General features: G+C 49.3%; 14 protein-coding genes. 6 read left to right on the forward strand and 8 right to left on the reverse strand.

Annotated features, from left to right (window positions below):
* Positions 1-2,136 (reverse strand): magnesium chelatase subunit H (gene bchH / locus Q0986_RS03765; RefSeq protein ID WP_299404117.1); only part of this gene is annotated, 2,136 nt, incomplete at its 3' end.
* Between the two features lie 94 nt (positions 2,137-2,230).
* Here bchH and Q0986_RS03770 point away from each other — a divergent pair.
* Positions 2,231-2,653 (forward strand): type II toxin-antitoxin system HicB family antitoxin, encoded by a 423-nt coding sequence (locus Q0986_RS03770; protein WP_299404122.1) that lies wholly within the window; start codon positions 2,231-2,233, stop codon positions 2,651-2,653.
* Here the strand turns inward: Q0986_RS03770 and Q0986_RS03775 are convergent.
* From Q0986_RS03775 to folD, 3 genes are all read right to left on the reverse strand, one after another.
* A complete protein-coding gene (locus tag Q0986_RS03775) occupies positions 2,650-3,114 on the reverse strand; it encodes a divergent PAP2 family protein (RefSeq protein WP_012165103.1) in 465 nt (154 codons plus the stop codon). The genes Q0986_RS03770 and Q0986_RS03775 overlap by 4 nt on opposite strands.
* Positions 3,115-3,155: 41 nt before the next feature.
* Positions 3,156-4,106 carry a geranylgeranyl diphosphate synthase CrtE gene (gene crtE / locus Q0986_RS03780; RefSeq protein WP_299404130.1) on the reverse strand — a complete coding sequence of 317 codons (951 nt, stop codon included), beginning with the start codon at positions 4,104-4,106 and terminating at the stop codon, positions 3,156-3,158.
* Between the two features lie 113 nt (positions 4,107-4,219).
* The gene (gene folD / locus Q0986_RS03785) at positions 4,220-5,107 is read right to left on the reverse strand and encodes a bifunctional methylenetetrahydrofolate dehydrogenase/methenyltetrahydrofolate cyclohydrolase FolD (protein ID WP_299404133.1); all 888 of its coding nucleotides are present in this window, start codon (positions 5,105-5,107) and stop codon (positions 4,220-4,222) included.
* Positions 5,108-5,242: 135 nt separating this feature from the next.
* Here folD and sipA point away from each other — a divergent pair, with 135 nt between their 5' ends.
* Positions 5,243-5,467, forward strand: a complete 225-nt coding sequence (gene sipA, locus Q0986_RS03790) for a regulatory protein SipA (RefSeq protein WP_299404138.1) — start codon at positions 5,243-5,245, stop codon at positions 5,465-5,467.
* Here sipA and Q0986_RS03795 read toward each other — a convergent pair.
* Entirely contained in the window at positions 5,464-6,783 is a 1,320-nt protein-coding gene (locus Q0986_RS03795) for a pitrilysin family protein (protein WP_299404141.1), read from the reverse strand. The two genes, sipA and Q0986_RS03795, sit on opposite strands and share 4 nt — an antisense overlap.
* A gap of 10 nt (positions 6,784-6,793) precedes the next feature.
* A complete protein-coding gene (locus tag Q0986_RS03800) occupies positions 6,794-8,104 on the reverse strand; it encodes a pitrilysin family protein (RefSeq protein ID WP_299404145.1) in 1,311 nt (436 codons plus the stop codon).
* A gap of 222 nt (positions 8,105-8,326) precedes the next feature.
* On the opposite strand from Q0986_RS03800, the gene thrB reads away from it, so the two are divergent.
* A complete protein-coding gene (gene thrB / locus Q0986_RS03805) occupies positions 8,327-9,262 on the forward strand; it encodes a homoserine kinase (protein ID WP_299404149.1) in 936 nt (311 codons plus the stop codon).
* Between the two features lie 63 nt (positions 9,263-9,325).
* Here thrB and Q0986_RS03810 read toward each other — a convergent pair whose 3' ends face one another.
* The gene (locus Q0986_RS03810; RefSeq protein WP_299404154.1) at positions 9,326-11,668 is read right to left on the reverse strand and encodes a tyrosine-protein kinase domain-containing protein; all 2,343 of its coding nucleotides are present in this window, start codon (positions 11,666-11,668) and stop codon (positions 9,326-9,328) included.
* Between the two features lie 1,107 nt (positions 11,669-12,775).
* Entirely contained in the window at positions 12,776-14,131 is a 1,356-nt protein-coding gene (gene glmU, locus Q0986_RS03815; RefSeq protein ID WP_299404159.1) for a bifunctional UDP-N-acetylglucosamine diphosphorylase/glucosamine-1-phosphate N-acetyltransferase GlmU, read from the reverse strand.
* A gap of 407 nt (positions 14,132-14,538) precedes the next feature.
* Here glmU and Q0986_RS03820 point away from each other — a divergent pair, with 407 nt between their 5' ends.
* From Q0986_RS03820 to Q0986_RS03830, 3 genes are read left to right on the forward strand one after another with little or no spacing between them, the layout of a single operon-like run.
* A complete protein-coding gene (locus tag Q0986_RS03820) occupies positions 14,539-15,717 on the forward strand; it encodes an HlyD family efflux transporter periplasmic adaptor subunit (RefSeq protein WP_299404162.1) in 1,179 nt (392 codons plus the stop codon).
* The gene (locus tag Q0986_RS03825) at positions 15,714-16,955 is read left to right on the forward strand and encodes an FtsX-like permease family protein (RefSeq protein WP_299404166.1); all 1,242 of its coding nucleotides are present in this window, start codon (positions 15,714-15,716) and stop codon (positions 16,953-16,955) included. Before Q0986_RS03820 ends, Q0986_RS03825 begins: the two co-directional genes overlap by 4 nt.
* 3 nt (positions 16,956-16,958) lie before the next feature.
* Positions 16,959-17,639, forward strand: a complete 681-nt coding sequence (locus Q0986_RS03830; protein ID WP_299404170.1) for a DevA family ABC transporter ATP-binding protein — start codon at positions 16,959-16,961, stop codon at positions 17,637-17,639.
* Positions 17,640-17,715: the final 76 nt, after the last annotated feature.

The raw sequence follows: 17,715 nt of genomic DNA on the forward strand, positions 1-17,715 counted from the left end.
CTTTTTGCAGATGGCCTCCCGCAACACCGCATTTTTTTCCGGGTCTTCGCGGTATTCCTGAATCAGATCGCGTAAGGCAGCTAGCTCTTTGTAGAGTTCAGCTCGACCATAGGGTGGGACGTTGTGAGAGATCAAAACGCCATAACCTCGACGCTTTGCCAAGATCGACTCCGACGGATTATTAGCCGCGTAGATATAGAGGTTAGGAATATTCCCCAACAGCACATCCGGCCAGGAGTATCCTGTATTCCCCAAGGGACTTCCGGGCAGCCATTCCACGGTGCCATGCATGCCAAAGTGGATCACCCCATCGGCCTGGAAGCCATTTTGTAGCCATTTATAAAAGGCTGCATATTGGGGATGAGGGGTTAAATCCCGCTCAAACATCAGGCGCATGGGGTCACCAGATAAGCCTAAGGGCGGCTGGACGCCAATCCAGACATTCCCCATTTGAATGCCGCCGACGTTGAATTCTTCACCATTGGTTTTAATCCCGGTTCCCGTTAGGGAGTCCCACTGCTTTTCAATCCGATGGGTCAGTAAATATCCCAGCCACCGTTCCAGCTGGCGAACATTGACGGAGGTTGTTCCGGCATGACCGTTCATCTGGGCCGGATCGACTAAGCCGTTATCTGCTTCCCGCACCCAGTTGACGATTTCTTCGCCATCCTCTGGTAAATCCCCCACGTCGTAACCCTGGTCTTTAAGGGATCTGAGCAGGCTTAAGAGAGATTTCGGTACATTTAGCAGCGCAGCCGTTCCAGTCGCCCCATATCCTGGTGGAAATCCATAGAGGAGAATGGCTAACTTCCTTTCGGCCATGGGTTTCTGGCGGAGGGCAATCCATTGCTTCAACCGTCCAGTGAGGCGATCGACCCGTTCGGGCACAATGTAAATGTCATTACCAACCAGCCCGCCTAGGGGAATCGTATCAATCGCGCCATCGAGTTCCGGCAAGGCATAGAGCACTACACTTTGCAGACCACCAATCCCTTGGCGCGTCCAGGAATAAATATCCTGAATCAGCAGAGGTGCAGCTACGAGGTAAGGCACATTCTTGGCGCTGAGGATCTGCTTGGCTACGGCCACTTGCCGTCCTGCTTCCATCGATCCGGCGGGACCGCCGACGAGGGGGAAACCGATTGTCGAGACAATCGCATCCACTTCAGCCGCCTTCTCAGATAAAGACAGAATTTCTTTGGTGCCCTGTTGGCGTTGATCCTGTTCGTGGCGGGTGGTCATTAAATCCCGCACGGCCACATGGCCTTCCACCCCGTTAATAAAAATGGGTAAAGGAATGAGTCCTGCTTCCTCAAACTTACGAATCATTTGGGGAATATAGGGCTGTTTGGTGATGACATGCTTGCGATACAACAGAATCCCCACAACTGGGGGCTGGGCAAAGTGGATATGTTGGGTTGTGGAGGTTGCGCCCACTTTCCACAGGAAGGGAAGCCGATTAATTTTGTACCAGTCTAGGTAGTCCTGAGGAGAGTCAAAATATCCTTCATAGTCTGGATGGAGCAGACCAATATTAGGAGTCTCAATCGGCGGTGGTATTTCCGCATTGAGGGGTAAATTGAGATATTTCTCGGCCAGGGTCCAGCACATAGCAGCCACATTCTCAGGCCCCCCAGCATTCCAGTAGCCATAGATAATCAACCAGTTCCGTAAGTCTTGGACCTTTTTACCGGGAACATACTTGAGCAGTTTAGGACCGACTTTGAGAAAGCTGATATACCCAGCTAGTTTGTCTTCTTCTTTACCGCTGCCAAATTTATCCAGGATGTATTTGACGGGCTTGGGCATCCCTTTGGGCTTCTCGCCAATGACAAACTTGCCGAGCTGGGTGAGGCTCATCAGTTCTAGTGCCGATTCAAACACCAACCGAATGGGAATATCCTGCACCCGCTCCCGCAACCACAGCACTTGGTCGTAGTCGAAGACTAAGCTGCTAAAGAAAACATCCGCTCCTTGCAAGGCAGCCGTGACGGCTTCTGGGTCGGAATTGATGTCGCGATCGCTAAAGATCCGAACCTCCAAACCCGGACAGCGAGCTTGGGCCAGCTCAGCAGCTCTGATATATAAGTCGATATTAAAGGATTCAAATCCCGCAATCAGAACAATCCGTGCCATCGGTGCAGCCTAAAATTGGTTGAGGTCTCTTCCTAAATCTTAATGATCTTTCAGAGATAGATTCAAACTTATTCAAACAAATCTACGTTTGACGATGCAATATCCAGTTGTGATTCATAAAGATGCTGTTAGTGCCTATGGGGTAACTGTTCCCGATCTGCCTGGATGCTTTTCGGCTGGAGATACGATGGACGAAACCATGACCAACGTGGTTGAAGCCATTGAATGTCATGTTGAGGGGTTACTGCTGGAGGGGGAGGATATTCCCCTTCCACAGCCGATGGATATTCACTACGGTAATGCTGACTATAAGGAGGGGATTTGGGGTGTCGTGTCGATTGATCTCTCCAAACTTTCGGGCAAAGCCAAACGGATCAATATCACTATCCCTGAACGGATTTTAAATAAAATTGATACCCAGGTTGCCGAAAGTGGCAGTAATCGATCCAGCTATCTTGTGAACGCTGCCTTGGAATATATGCGCAACGATCTGGTCCCTACAAAGTCAGAACGTTAAAGGAGCAAACCAGCCGGGCCGAGTAGTATGGCAATGGCAACCCCCAGAATTGAACCAACTATCACTTGCACAGGGGTATGGCCCAGAAGTTCTTTGAGGCGGTCTTCATTGAATTCGGGATGCTCTTGAAACATTTCATCCACAATTTGATTGAGGACCTTGGCTTGCTTACCCGCTGCCTGGCGCACACCAGCAGCATCGTACATAACGATGATGGCAAAGACGGTTGCGATCGCAAACTCAGTACTATCCCATCCCTGGACTTGCCCCACACAGGTCGCCAAGGTTGTCACCGAGGCCGAATGGGAACTGGGCATGCCTCCCGTTTCCACCAACACTCGGAAATTGATTTTGCCATTTTGAATCAGATCAATAATGATCTTGAGACCTTGAGCAATTAAACTCGCCGCAAGGGAAACCAGCAAGACCTGGTTGTTGAGAATATTGCCAAAATCCTGCATATCTATTGTCGAAACTTGAACCAGGAGAGCATTGACAGCATCTAAGATTGGCGAGACGTAATGAAATCAGCGAGGGCCTGTAACGGGGCTGACTGCTCTCCGTAAACCGCTAACTCTGCTTTCGCTTCTTCGATTAAATGTTGGGCTTGTCGCTTAGACTCTGGAATACCCCACAGACTGGGATAAGTCGCCTTTTGGGCCGCCACATCCTTACCGGCAGTTTTGCCCAGCTTTTCGCTAGTGGCTGTCACATCCAACACATCATCAATAATTTGGAAGGCCAGCCCGATATTACGCGCAAATTTAGAGCACCGGTCCAAGAGGTCTTGATTCGCCCCTGCCAACTCAGCCCCCGATAACACCGACGCTTCTAGCAATGCTCCGGTTTTATGGGCATGGATAAAATTCAAGGTCGAGAGGGTCACATCTTCTGCACCTTCCGACTCCAGATCAACGACCTGACCACCCACTAACCCCGTTGCGGCCACTGCATGACCCAGGCGAGCAACAACTTTCAGCACCTGTTCAGGGGGAACCTGTTGGGTCTGAATCGCTACATGCTCATAGGCATAGGCCAATAGGCCATCGCCAGCCAGAATAGCGATATCTTCCCCATATATTTTGTGGTTGGTGGGCTTACCTCGGCGGAAATCGTCATTGTCCATGGCGGGTAAATCGTCATGAATCAAGGACATCGTATGGATCATTTCTAGGGCACAGGCCGTGGGCATTGCCATCTCAATGGTGCCGCCAGCCAGTTCACAAGCCGCCAAGCACAAAATCGGGCGAAGGCGCTTCCCTCCCGCCATTAGGGAGTAGCGCATAGCCTCATAAATTTTTTCGGGGTAGACCACGGGAATGGAAGCATCTAAAGCGGCCTCTACAAGTGTTTGCCGCTGAGAGAGATAGTCTACAAGGTTAAAATTAGCAGGGGTTGAATCAGACAAATCTTGAGTGGAGGAAGTTTTCTGAGGGTTTTCAGCGGATATCATCCTGGTGATCCTTCGTGATCTTTGACGATGGCATGGTCACCCTAAGTTGGGCAAAAAAAGCCCTTAAGTTGTCGAAAGCAGTGATTCGGTGCGATCTCAACAATCAGGCCAGTTCAACTATTGTATGATGCTTTGTGCCGTTGCCTATAACTCCACACCGTATTCCCTAAAAGCATAGACACGGTCATCGGACCCACGCCCCCGGGGACAGGCGTAATCAACGAACTATGGGGCTGAACGGAGGTAAAATCCACATCCCCAACCAATCGGGCTTTTCCCTCAACTTCTTTGCGGTTAATCCCCACATCAATCACCACAGCCCCCGGTTTAACCATCTCCGCCGTAATCAGTCCCGGCTGACCCACAGCAGTGACCAATACATCTGCAGTACGTGTCACAGCAGCTAAATCAGGGGTACAAGAATGGGCCATCGTCACCGTAGCATTGGCGGCAAGCAGCATCAAAGAGACGGGTTTACCCACCAAAATACTACGACCAATAACAACGGCATGCTTGCCTTGAAGCTCAACATCATAGGCAGCTAGCAATCGCATCACTCCAGCGGGAGTGCAGCTACGCAACCCAGACTCTCCCCGGACCAGACGTCCCAAATTCAGTGGATGCAGTCCATCCACATCTTTATTCGGATCAATTTCGTAGAGTAAGGCTGTGGCGTCTAAGTGAGGGGGCAAGGGCAACTGCACTAGAATGCCATCGACTTGAGGATTGGCATTTAGGTCATGGATGGTTTGCTTCACCTCGTCAAACGTGACCTCTGTCGGGAAATGATGACCAAAGGACGCAATTCCAACCCGTTCACAGGCTCGTTCTTTATTGCGAACATAGGCTGCACTCGCTGGGTTATCCCCCACCATCAGCACTGCCAATCCCGGTGGACGCCCTATCTCTGCGTGTAGGGTTTGGATTTGGGTGGTCAGCTCTTCCTGAATTTGCAGGGCCAGTCGTTTGCCATCAAGCAGATTGGAAGACTCAGCAGGCATCGGTAACGTCCTTCTGATTGGGGTAAAAGTGCTTTTTGATTGTATCGGCTTCCTTTAGAATTCGGGATAGTCTTAACCTAAGGGTCAATGTTTAATTTAGATTGACCGTTTGCATTCAGGAAATTGTCCTCAACCATGTCTGACTCCATTGATGTTGGCGATCGCATTCGCATCGTCTCCCTCCCCCCCTATGTCAAAACAGCAGAACCGATGCCCATGCTCCGACCTCCGGATGTCATTCGTGTCGGTGAAGAAGGCACGGTCCTCAGCCGAGAACCCGGGGATTACTGGAGTGTGCGCATGGAGAATGGCGCTTATTTACTCAGCAGTCAATATTTAGAGAAAGTAGACGCCGACTAGGAAGGTGTCAACCACGGCTGCACCGCAGATGCTGAACCGACTAGGGAAATATGGGAGGGGTGCAGATGCTGACAAGCAGCTTGGTAAACGGTTTCAGCCTGCAACCGCTCAATCTGCTGAGGGAAGGTCTGATCGTAGTGGATGCCTAGTCCTAGAGCTTCATACCAGCCCATGAGGTGGGCGAGTTGGGCATTACTTTGCTTACCCAAAACATATTGACCGAGGAGTTTACTTTTGGTTGTTGCCAGTTCTTCATCAGAGAGGGGTTGCTGACAAAGGCGATCGATTTCAGCTTGGAGTTTTGAGAGTGCGATCGCAGTATTCTCCGCAGCAGTCCCCAAATACACGACAAAATGCGAAGGCCCGAGGCGAGTCGGATAGAACCCCGACACCTCATAGGCCAGTCCCTGCTTCTCCCGCAGTTCCACAAATAAACGACTAGACAGGCCATTACACAGGTAGGTGTACAGCAACTTCAGTGCTGCATAGTCCGGCTCCTGTACCGAAGGGGCTAAATGGCCCAACATGACAATACTCTGCTGGGTGGGTTGAGGGGTAACCGACAGATTGGATTCCGTACTTAAGGAGGACTGCGATGCTGACTGTAAAGCTGGTGGCAACTGCTGCTCAGGCGCAGGCCAATCTCCAAACACCTGTTGGCAATACGCCACTGCCTCAGCCGCCTTTAAATGACCCGATAGGCTAATCACCATATTGTCAGGCCGAAAATAGGTCTGATGGTACTGATGGAGATCGGTGGGCTGAAGTTGAGCAATCTGGTCAGGATCGCCAGGCCCTGTTTGGGTATAGGGATGTCCTGGGGGAAAAAGGGACTGCCGCAATCCCTTCAGCGCTAGGGTAAAGGGCTGCTCTTGCTGAGAACGAATGGACTGCAACGCCAACCGCTTTTCCAACTCCACCTCCGACTCGGGGAAAGAGGGCGTTCGAAGTAACTCAGCCGCCAGGGTCAAGATATCCAAGAAGTCTTCAGAAACGGTTTTCAGACTCAGTAAAAAATAGTCCGGTGCGCGTTCTACCCCTAAACTGGCTCCCACTGATTCCACCTGCTCCGCAATTTCCGCAGAAGAGCATCGATGCGTGCCTTTGGTCAGAGTTGCTGCCACCAAATAGGCTAATCCAGACTGGTTCACGGGTTCGCGAGTACTGCCAGCCCCAACAAAGATGCGAGCCGCAACAATATCGGCAATGGGGTTTTCGGTCACTAAAACCACCAGCCCATTGGCTAACTCAAATTTCTGACAGAGCAGACCGGACGTAACAGGCACCGAAGTCAATGGAGAGGGAAGAGACAGCATTCAGAACAGATTAAAAAGAGCAAGGTTGCAAAGTCGTGATGGCGTAGTGAGTTGGGGACAGGTACTGTTGAACCAGATGTTGCAAGTGTTGAGGTTCAAGGGCCTGAATCAGCTGGGGATAAGCCAAGGCTTGTTCCAATTCGCCCAATATACTGTAATACCCGTATAATCCAGCCAACTGGTTGACCATTTCCGTACCAAACGTAAAGTCATTGACGACCAACTGTTGGCACCGATGCAGCTCTGCCTCAGAAATACAGGATTCACTTAGCTGATAGACATGCTCTCGAATTACCGTTTCCACCACCTCTAGATACTGGGGATCTAACCAAGCGGAGATAGTGAAGTAGCCCCCTTCTCGCTGGAGGAAGAATTCACTATGAACATCATGAGCCCAACCCCGTTGTTCCAATAAATCGGCCACCAATCGGGAGGTGCGTCCGCCAGTCAGTAGCACCGACAATAGATCCAATCCATATCCCTGCCCAGACGCGTTTGCGTTAGGTCCCAACCAAGCCATGGTCAACCGTGCTTGGTCAATGCCAGGGGTTTCCATGGCATGGCAACTACGGTGGCTCAAAGGTGTCAGGGACCTGAGGGGCGGTAACGGTTCCCGCCCCGAAAGGGCTGGAGGCCAATCACAATGTTTCTGGACTAAATCGATCGCTTGTTCATGGGGCAGATCGCCCACCAGGACGATCGTCATATTTTCCGGCTGATAGAGCTGATGGTGAAAATCTCGCGTATGGGCAGCAGACAGCAGGGGAGGGAGTTCGGCAAAACCCAGCACTGGACGACCATAGGGATGGTGAGGGAATAACAATTGACGAGCAGATTGATAGACCACCCAGTCGGGATTATCGTAAGCCTGATCGATTTCGGCACAGATAATGTCCTGCTCTTGCCTAAATGCTGCTTCAGGAATCGCTGCATGGATCAGGAGGTTCACAAATGGGGCAAAGCAGGCTTCTAGCTGCTCGGCTAGAGTAACGATGTAGAAGTGGGCATAGTCATACCCCGTAGCCGCATTAACGATGCCCCCTTGTCGCTCTAGCAACCGATCCAACTGCTGGGGAGCAACCGTTTCAGATCCCTTGAAAATCATATGCTCTAAAACATGCGCTAATCCCGGCACAGCTTCAGGCTCTGAGGTTACCCCGGCATTTACCCAAATATCCACAGCGACCACTGGGACTAAGGGAATGTATTGGTGTAGAACGGTTAATCCATTCTCTAAGCGGGTTTGATTGACGGGATAAGCTTGAGCTGCCCCAGCCTGGGCAGGATCTCGACTCTCAAAAGGATTGTGATGAAACCACATCAACCAGGGTTAGGGTATGGGGGACAAGGAAATAAATGTTTTAAAGTTCTGCGTTGATTAACGAGGTTTTATCAGCAATACCAAACTGGAGAAGAAAACAATCTGCTCGCCGTTCCAGTACGATTTTGTGAGAGGTTACTATATACCCCTAGTCTACAAGACGGCAGGGAATCCTGTTCCTCAGACTCTCTCTGTCTTTCCATCTTCCCGACGCTTCCACCCATGTCGAATACTCAAACATTAACGATTCAGGTTCCCGCGACAACTGCCAATATTGGTCCAGGCTTCGACTGCTTAGGAGCAGCTCTCTCCCTCCACAATCGCTTTCAATTTACGCTGCTTCCCGATCCCTCTGCATCACCCCTAATCCAGGCCACAGGACAGGGGGCGGATCAACTGCCGACGGATGATCAAAATCTGGTTTATCGAGCATTTGCAGCAACATATCAACATCTCGGCCAAACGCCTCCTCCCATCAAAATCGATATCCATTTAGATATTCCCCAGGCTAGAGGGTTAGGCAGTTCAGCCACAGCGATTATTGCTGGCCTAATCGGGGCAAATGAACTGGCTCATCAGCCTTTAGACCAATCGGAATTATTACAGTTGGCCATTACGCTGGAGGGTCATCCCGATAATGTTGTGCCTGCCATGTTGGGGGGGTGTTGTCTGGCTACCCAGGCCAATGACCAATGGCAAATCTGTTCGATAGATTGGTCCCCTGAGGTGGTCCCTGTCGTTGCTATCCCCGATTTTGAGCTGAAGACGGATCTTGCTCGCAATGCCTTACCCAACACCTGTGGGTATGGTGATGCAATCTTTAATATGGCTCATCTCGGCTTTTTGCTCAAAGGGCTAGAACAGGCGGATCCGGCCTTGCTCACAACAGCACTAGAAGATAAGTTGCATCAACCCTATCGGCTCAAGTTAATTCCTGGGTACAGGGACGTCTACCAAGCGGCTCAAGATGCTGGGGCCTATGGTTTGGTGATCAGTGGTGCTGGGCCGACGCTTTTAGCCCTGGGAAGTCGTGAATCAGCAGATGCGATCGCACAAACAATTCAGACCCAATGGCAGGCTTCTGGCATTCCCGTACAGGCAAAAGTGATGAGTTTAGATCGTTATGGGGCTGTCGTTCAATCAGCGCCAGGGGCTTGAGCAATGACCCAGCTGGCAGTATGAGTTGTTCGATTGACAAACGGTTCAATCTTAATTCAGAGACTAGTTTCTGATACCGTTAGCAACCACTCCCAAGATAGGAATTTGAGCGATTTCTAACATGCGTAGACTTTCCTTCAACAAGCTTCTGGGTACACTGCCCAATTGAGCCACCACCACTAGTCCATCTGTTTGAGGAGCAATAATAGTTGGATCTGCCAAGTTGAGAGGAGGGCAGTCATAGATGACTAAATCAAATTGTTCATCAAAAACGCCCATCAGCTTTTGCATTTTTTGAGACGCCAAAATACGCGTGGGGTCAGAGGGTAGCATCCCAGCCGTCAGCACAAAGAGATTTTCCGTGCCTGGCAAAGGATGAATCGTAGATTGAAGATTCCCTTCCGTTGCCATCAAGTCACTCAAGCCAGGACTATTGGGCAAATTCAACACCCGGCTAAGGCTAGGGGCGCGTAGGTCGGCATCCACCAATAACACCCTTCGGCCCATCGCTGCTGCCGCTTGAGCAAGGTGCATAGAAGTCGTGGTCTTCCCTTCGTGAGAGGAACAAGACGACATTACAAGAGACGAAATGGGTAAGTCAGGATTTAGCAGATGGAGCTGAGAATACAGCGAACGGAAAGCCTCCAAGAAGGGAGAATAGGTATACTCCGAGTTCTTTTTAGTGGTTAAACCAGCCCAATTTGCAAGCGGAAACTGCTCATTATTCAGCAAGGAGGCAGGTTTTTCTCTACTCTCAAGCAGCGTTAACCCAACTTCACTGACTCGTCCATCATCCCCGACAGGGAGAAACGGTGACTCCTCTAAGGGCTTGTGATAAGGGATGACCCCCAAAATAGGGCGATTCAACTCTGAACGTAAATCTTGTAAAGAATGGATGGCATCATTCGTTTTATCCAAGAGGATGGCAATGCCGACGCCCAGTAGCAGCCCCAAGATGGTTCCGAGCGCTAGATCACGGGGTAAGCTAGCACTGGCTTCTTCCAATACAGTAGGCTTACCTAGCAACTCCCAAGGAACTTCATTACGAGCCGCATTAATCAGCAACTCTTCTCTTTTTTCTAGAAACTTACGATAGGTATCATTGGCAATTTTGAGTTTCCGCTGTAGGTTCTCGTATTGCCGTGTAATGGCAGGCAGTTGCTGCATCTTTTGTTGCAGCGATCGTTGGGCACCAAGAATACCTTGCCGTTGTGCTTCTAGAACCTGAAGTTGAATGGCCGAATCAACAAATTGCTTACTCAAACCTTGGCGAAGAGAGTTTTGGTAAGGGAGAGAGGCTGCATCTGTAATATTTTTGGAGAGATTACGACCCAAGCTGTTAGACGCAGCTTGATTGATCAACGGCAACAGCTGATCGCGTTGTTCCCTCAGGGCAACCACTTCAGGGTGATTACTGGTTAGCTCTGCAGATCGAATCGCTAGTTGAGCTTCAATATCTTGTAACTGAGTCCGCAATTTCTGATAGCTGGGAGATTCAGTTAAGACCGATGCCGCCTCAGCACTAGATGGAGAAAGCTGTAATTGCTTTTGCAAAGAGGCATAGAGCTGCCGCGTTTGCATCAGCTGAATCTGGTTATCTGCTAATTGCCCTTGAATGGTGCCGGCCTGTGAGGACACCTGACCGCCAAACGTGGCTGGATCCAGCAGTTGATACTGTTCTCTGAAACGTTGTAGGAGTTGCTCAAATTGACGTACTTGGCCTTCAACCTTGGGCAATTGTGCATCTACAAATTGAATGGCTCGACTCAAATTGGTTTGGCGCTCACTCACACTGTAGTTGATGTACTGCTTAGATACTACGTTGGTGATTTTGGTCGCTTCTTCAGCATTCGCTGCGTTATATGTAATGGACAAAATTTTGGTTTCAGTGCTGGCATCATCTGTCACACGCTCAATCGTGAGGCTTTGAGCAAGGTGTTCGTAGGTCAGATCGGGATAATCTGCATTCAAACTTTTAGCAACCGGTTCTAAGATTTGAGGACTGAGAAGAATTTGAATCTGAGTCGGATAATCTAAAACAGTTTGTGAGGCTTGGGCACTACCCAGATCTTGGCTTTCCACCGAAGTCTTAGTACCACTAATGGCTGATACAACCTCACTTTCTGCAGTGACAGGCTCAATCAAGATGCGGAACTCCCCCTTGTAACTGGACGGACGGGTGCGGCTCCAGTACAACGTCGACACCGCAACCACGGCCGTTACAAAAACGACCACTGGCAGGCGTCTACGAATTGCCCCAAACAGTTGACCAAGATTCAGTCCTCCTTCATCTTCTACTCCTGCTGGGAAGGATTGAGGGAGAAGCGTCAAGGCGGGTTGGGGAGTTTCTTTAACACTCTCCAACCGCTGCACTCTGGTAATTTTTGAGTTCGGTCTAGATTTCATCGCCTTGATTTGAGGTAAGAGGAACTTAAGATATTGCTGACCTTCAACTGAATTTGGAATAACGTGAGGATACAGAATCGGGGAAATAACAATCGGATTAGATCTTCAGAATAACTTGATTGTGAAGGATTGTAATTGACTCTGATCACATCCTCGACGTACCGTAGCTCACATGCCTGGTTATAAGAGCTGTCTACGCTACCTAAAACCCTTAAAACATCGGAATAGGCTTCGAATTCGCGCTAATACAAAGCTAATCGATGATAGAAACGATTGAAGTTGAACCTGGCAACTCACAATATCTAGCAATATTTAGATTTTGAAAAGCTTGAGTGTAGAACTTATCTACTGCAAAAATAGGATTTTTAGAGAAATAAGCTGATGACTATTCGATAATTGACCTTTTATAAGGTGATTTCTTTCATTTTTATCTCCATAAGGAATTTTTTATACAAGAATGCTTATTATTTTGATTACAAATTGACCAACTGGTGTAACTACGCAGAGAGGGTTTGAACCTTTCTAGTGTTCTTTGTTACAAAATCCAATCGTCATATAACATAAGACAATCTTAGTCGATCAAATGGAGCAAGACAGTGAGATAAAGTCTGTTTTTGTAAGATTTTAGTGTTGAATACGCTCAGATAACGAAGGCGATTCTCCGATTGATATCATCTGAGCAACGGTTCGCCATTGCCCAATCTATCCTTGTTAGAGAGCCTATTCCATCCAAAAAATAACACTCGAAGCTCATCAGTTACGCCTGTACTGGCTATCCAATCCCCAAAAGACCTGTTCAGACATTTTTAAGACTCTACATTATTGCAGCACACTCTTTCTCAACTCATAAATCAGGTATAAATGAGCTGTTTGTGACCTATTTTTTGAGCATAATCAATACAAATTGAGCTAAAAAAGCAGTTGTATACTGATAGTCCAGGTGAGCAATGGGCAAAACTCCGATGCTTCTCAAGACATGAGTTGTGCCTCAATCTACCCTAAAAATATCCAGGTCAACATCCATCAAGAGAGGGCAAAACTCTACAACAGCCAGTATGGCCTGTCTATCCATTATGGATCGGACAACTCATCAGCATCTTAACGATCTTATGTGGTAGGGAAGGGACGCCAGCCGGGCAAAACACTTTGGCGTTGACGAGCGACGGCGAGCGTATCATCACCCACATCCTTAGTAATGGTGGAGCCAGCGGCAACGGTTACATCTGTGCCCAGGGTGATGGGGGCAACTAAAACGCTATTTGCACCTGTTTTACTGCGATCGCCAATGTGAGTCGGATGTTTATTGAGCCCATCGTAATTAGCGGTAATCGTGCCTGCGCCAATATTAACTTGGTTGCCTAAGGTCGCATCACCTAGGTAAGAGAGGTGGGCAACGTTGGTGCGATCGCCAATAGTCGTTTTCTTCATTTCCACAAAATTGCCGACGCGGCATTGCTCGCCAATGTGAACATTTCCGCGCAGATGGGTATAGGGTCCGACCCGAGAATGATGACCAACTTGGCTATCCGTAATGACTGAATAGAGCACCTGAACATTCGCTCCGATTTGACTATTTTCGATCAAACTGCCTGGACCGATACGGCTGCCCGTATCGATTTTGGTATCGCCTCGTAGGTGGGTTTGGGGTTCGATGATGACATCGGTGCCGAGTTCAACCGTTTCATCGATGGTGATGCTATCTGGCTCAACTAAAGTGACGCCAGCAGCCAGCCATTCATCCTTAATCCGATCTTGCAGAATGGTGTAGGCTGTCGCTAATTGCTTGCGATCGTTGATGCCCAAAATCTCTTGATAATCCTCCACATCCAAGACCATCACTGGATCCAGATAGTTGACGGCATCGGTCAGATAATATTCTTGCTGGTCATTCTCTGCTTTCAGATTAGGTAAAACAGTGGCCAGAGCAGACCAACGAAAACAATACACACCAGCATTGATACGTTGATTTTGGCGCTGGGCGGGCGTACAATCCCGATCTTCGATAATCTCTTGCAAATGCATCTGAGCATCGCAGAAAACCCGACCGTACCCCTTTGGATTCGGGAGTTGGGCGGTTAAAATAGTCGCCGCATTCTGATGCTCTTGATGGGTCGTCAGCATTTTTTGTAGCGTTTCAGGTCTGAGCAAGGGAACATCGCCATTAAGGACCAGCAGGTCCCCGTCAAACCCTTGCAAAACAGGCAGCACTTGTTGGACCGCATGCCCCGTTCCTAATTGTTCAGTTTGTTCCACAAACTCTAAGTGGGGCCAGGATTGCATTTCCTCCCGAACTTGATCAGCACAATAGCCTACAATCACAATCTGACGAGATGGAGAGAGGTTTTGGGTACTGCTTAAGACTCGCTCAACCAGACTTTTTCCCCCTAACTGATGGAGTACCTTGGGCAGGTTTGACTTCATGCGTGTGCCTTTACCCGCTGCCAAAATTGCTACCGCGATCATGTCCTTGTCCTAGCGAGTCAACACCCACGGAGTATATCGTGCTTCTTTACCCATAAAGACAACAGATTGTTGCTAAACATGAAACGCCCGTTTGCTGATATCTGGCACCCAAAGTATGGGAGAGGGGGACCGATCTGCAATACTTGGCCAAGCCCTTGACTGATCGTGGATCTCCACTTCAGTTGAGAACTGAAAGCGTTGATTAATGAGTCAAGCAAAACGCCCATATTGGCCAATTCCCTCATCTATGAATGCAATAAGCATCGGTTTTCTCCTCATAACGGCCACACTCCGGTCTAGCAAACGACCTTAAGGATCCAGCTCAAAACCTAATTGAGAATTTATGTCTATAATTTGTCTACAATTGAAGGAAAGAAGCTGAATGCTTCATTGACTGAGAGGTGGACATGACTCCCCCAGGAGCTAAACAACACAACGACCGATTGATAGTTATTCTGGGTGCCTCGTTGCTAGTGAGTGCCTGTGGGTTCATACAAGCCCAGCCCACCCCAAGCCCCAGCCCTATTGCCAAATCCACACAGGTGGTGGCCCGCGGCAAGATTATTCCAGAATTTGATGTGATCAAATTGTCCGTTTCTAATGCTGAAGACAGTCGGGTCAACCAGATTTTGGTCAAAGTGGGCGATCGAGTGCGCAGGAATCAGGTGATCGCCACACTCCAAGGCGCCGATCGTCGGTTAGCCGATCTGAAAGCCGCCCAAACCAACGTCAAGCTCTTACAGGCCCGTCTGATCAAAGCGAAACAAGGGGATACCAAACCCGGTGGTATTGCCGCTCAGCAAGCCGTCGTGGCCCGGCTGGAAACTCAGCTTCCAGTCGAGATCAAGCAAAAAGAAGCTGAGATCGTCAGCGCTCAAGCATCTTTGCGAGAGGCAAAACTGACCTATCAGCGTCGCCAACAACTATTGAAAGAGGGGGCCATTAGTCGCTCAGAAGTGGATGCTGCCCGCGAGGAGTTCGAGACGACTCGCGCTACTCTAGCGACCCAAATTGCTGCCTTGGAACAGACGGTCACCACTTTAAAGGCGGAAATTCAAGAAGCACAGGCTCGCTTAGCTGAACTCCAGCAGGTCCGTCCCATTGACATCACCATTGCCCAAGCCGAGCTAGAGCAAGCTTTAATTGAAGTGGAACAACGGCGGGCTGACTATGATGATACGCAGGTTCGAGCGCCCATTCCGGGCCAGATCCTCCGGATCAACACCAAGGTGGGAGAGCAGGTTAATACCCAGCTCGGCATTGTGGACTTAGGGCGAACCGAGCAAATGTTTGTCCAGGCGGAAGTGTATGAGACCGACATCTTAAAAATCAAAGAAGGTCAGCAAGCTACGATTTCGAGTGAATATGGTGGGTTTGAAGGAAAAATCCAGGGAATAGTTGATGATATTGGCCTGCAAATTGACCCTCGCACTTTGTCTACGGGGAACGACAATCCCACGACAGACGAAAATGCTCGTGTCGTTAACGTCTACATCCGCATTGATCAGGGGGATAGCGCGATTGTCGCTGGACTGACCAATATGCAAGTCAGGGTCACGATTGACTTACAGGAGGAGGCTGGGTGAAAGGGGAGCAACTGCGAAAGTTAACCGCTGAAAGACCCTTGGCCTGGGCTCAGCTTTCCCATCAAAAGGCTCGTTTGGCTGTCGCGATCACGGGGGTCGCCTTTGCCAATATTTTGATGTTTGCTCAATTAGGGATTCGGGCAGTGCTATTTGATGGCATCACTTTAATTCATGAGAATCTTCAGGGTGATCTATTCTTGATGTCTTCTTATTCGCGGGCCTTGGGATTTCAGCCTTTTGCCCGGATTTACCTTTACCAAGCCAATGCCGTTTCTGGTGTGGCAACGGTTAATCCCCTATACATCATGGGGGGGATAGATTGGATTAACCCCGAGCAGCTCCCGGCTTCTTCTGAGGGGCTGTCTCCTTCGGGTACCCCTGAGCCCGCCAACCAAGAAGATGAAATTTTTCCCGATCGCGTCAAAATTTTGGCCTTTAATCTCGCTCAGCCTGCCTTTACACTGCCTGAAATCAATCAGCAACTGGATAAGTTGAAGGAACCCGATACGATTCTCTTCGATCGATTATCACAGGATGGTTTGGGGCCTATTCCTGACTTAATGACTCAAAAGCCCCAGGTGACGACGGTGATGGGAAATCGTCGTACTCAAATTGCGGGCTTGTATACCTTGGGAAGCACGCTCTTCACGAAGGGGCATGTGATTATGAGTGATTTGAACTATGCCGCCCGCAATGGACCCGAGAGTTTAGATAGCGTCAGTGTGGGGTTAGTGCGCTTGGATGCAGGCGCTGATCCGCTGCAAGTTCAAGCCCAGCTCCAAAAAGCCTTACCGCCCTCTATCCAGGTATTCACCCGAACAGAATTAATTCAGAAAGAAGCGGCTTTTTACGCAACGGATCCCAGTGGTGTTGTGCTGAATTTCGGTGCCATGATGGGTTTTGTTGTGGGGGTGATTGTGGTGTATCAAGTTCTCTATTCAGACGTGCTAGAACATCTACCTGAATATGCCACCTTAAAGGCGATGGGGTTTTCCGATAATGCTTTGCTGCGTGTTGTTTTGCAGGAAGCACTGATTTTGGCGGTGTTGGGGTTTGTGCCGGGATGTGTGTCATCTATCGGAGTTTATAGTCTGCTGAGTTCTCTGACAAAAATTCCCTTGAGTTTGCGGCCTGACGTGATGGCGCAGGTGTTTATCTTAACGATTGTGATGTGTATGGGGGCGGGAGGAATTGCGACTCGGAAGCTACGCCAAGCCGACCCTGCGGATGTGTTTTAACTGATGGACCCGATTGTTTCGATCCGCCATCTGAATCATGCTTTTGGCAAGGGGCAGTTGCGGAAGCCTGTGCTTAAGGATATAAGTTTGGATTTGAATCCAGGTGAGATTGTCATTCTAATGGGGCCGTCGGGCAGTGGCAAAACCACCCTTTTGACGCTGATCGGGGCATTGCGATCTCAACAGGAAGGTAGCCTTAAATTCCTCAATCAAGAACTCCTCGGTGCCCCCAAGAAAACGCTGGTCAAGCTCCGCCAGCAAATTGGTTTTATCTTCCAGTCTCATAATTTATTGGATTGCTTAACGGCCCAAGAGAATGTGCGCATGTCTCTAAAGCTGCATACGCATTTATCGGTGGAGGAACGGAAGCAGCGTGCGATCGCAATCCTCGAAGCTGTTGGCTTAGGCGAACATGTCAATTACTATCCGGCCAATCTATCCGGAGGACAAAAGCAAAGAGTTGCCATCGCTCGCGCCCTCGTCAGCTACCCCAAACTCGTCCTCGCCGATGAGCCCACTGCTGCCCTCGATAGCAAAACGGGTCGAGATGCGGTTGAAATCATGCGAAAACTGGCTCAAGAAGAAGGCTGTACAGTCATGTTGGTGACTCACGACAACCGTATTCTAGATATGGCTGATCGGATTCTCCAGATGGAAGATGGACAGCTATTGCCAACAAGCTAAATGCGTATGGTTTGTCTGACTTAATATTAGAGCCTCCATACAGTCACAAGCTGACGGAACCGTATATTGCAACCTG

Source organism: Acaryochloris sp. IP29b_bin.148 (assembly GCF_028285565.1).
GTDB lineage: Bacteria > Cyanobacteriota > Cyanobacteriia > Thermosynechococcales > Thermosynechococcaceae > Acaryochloris.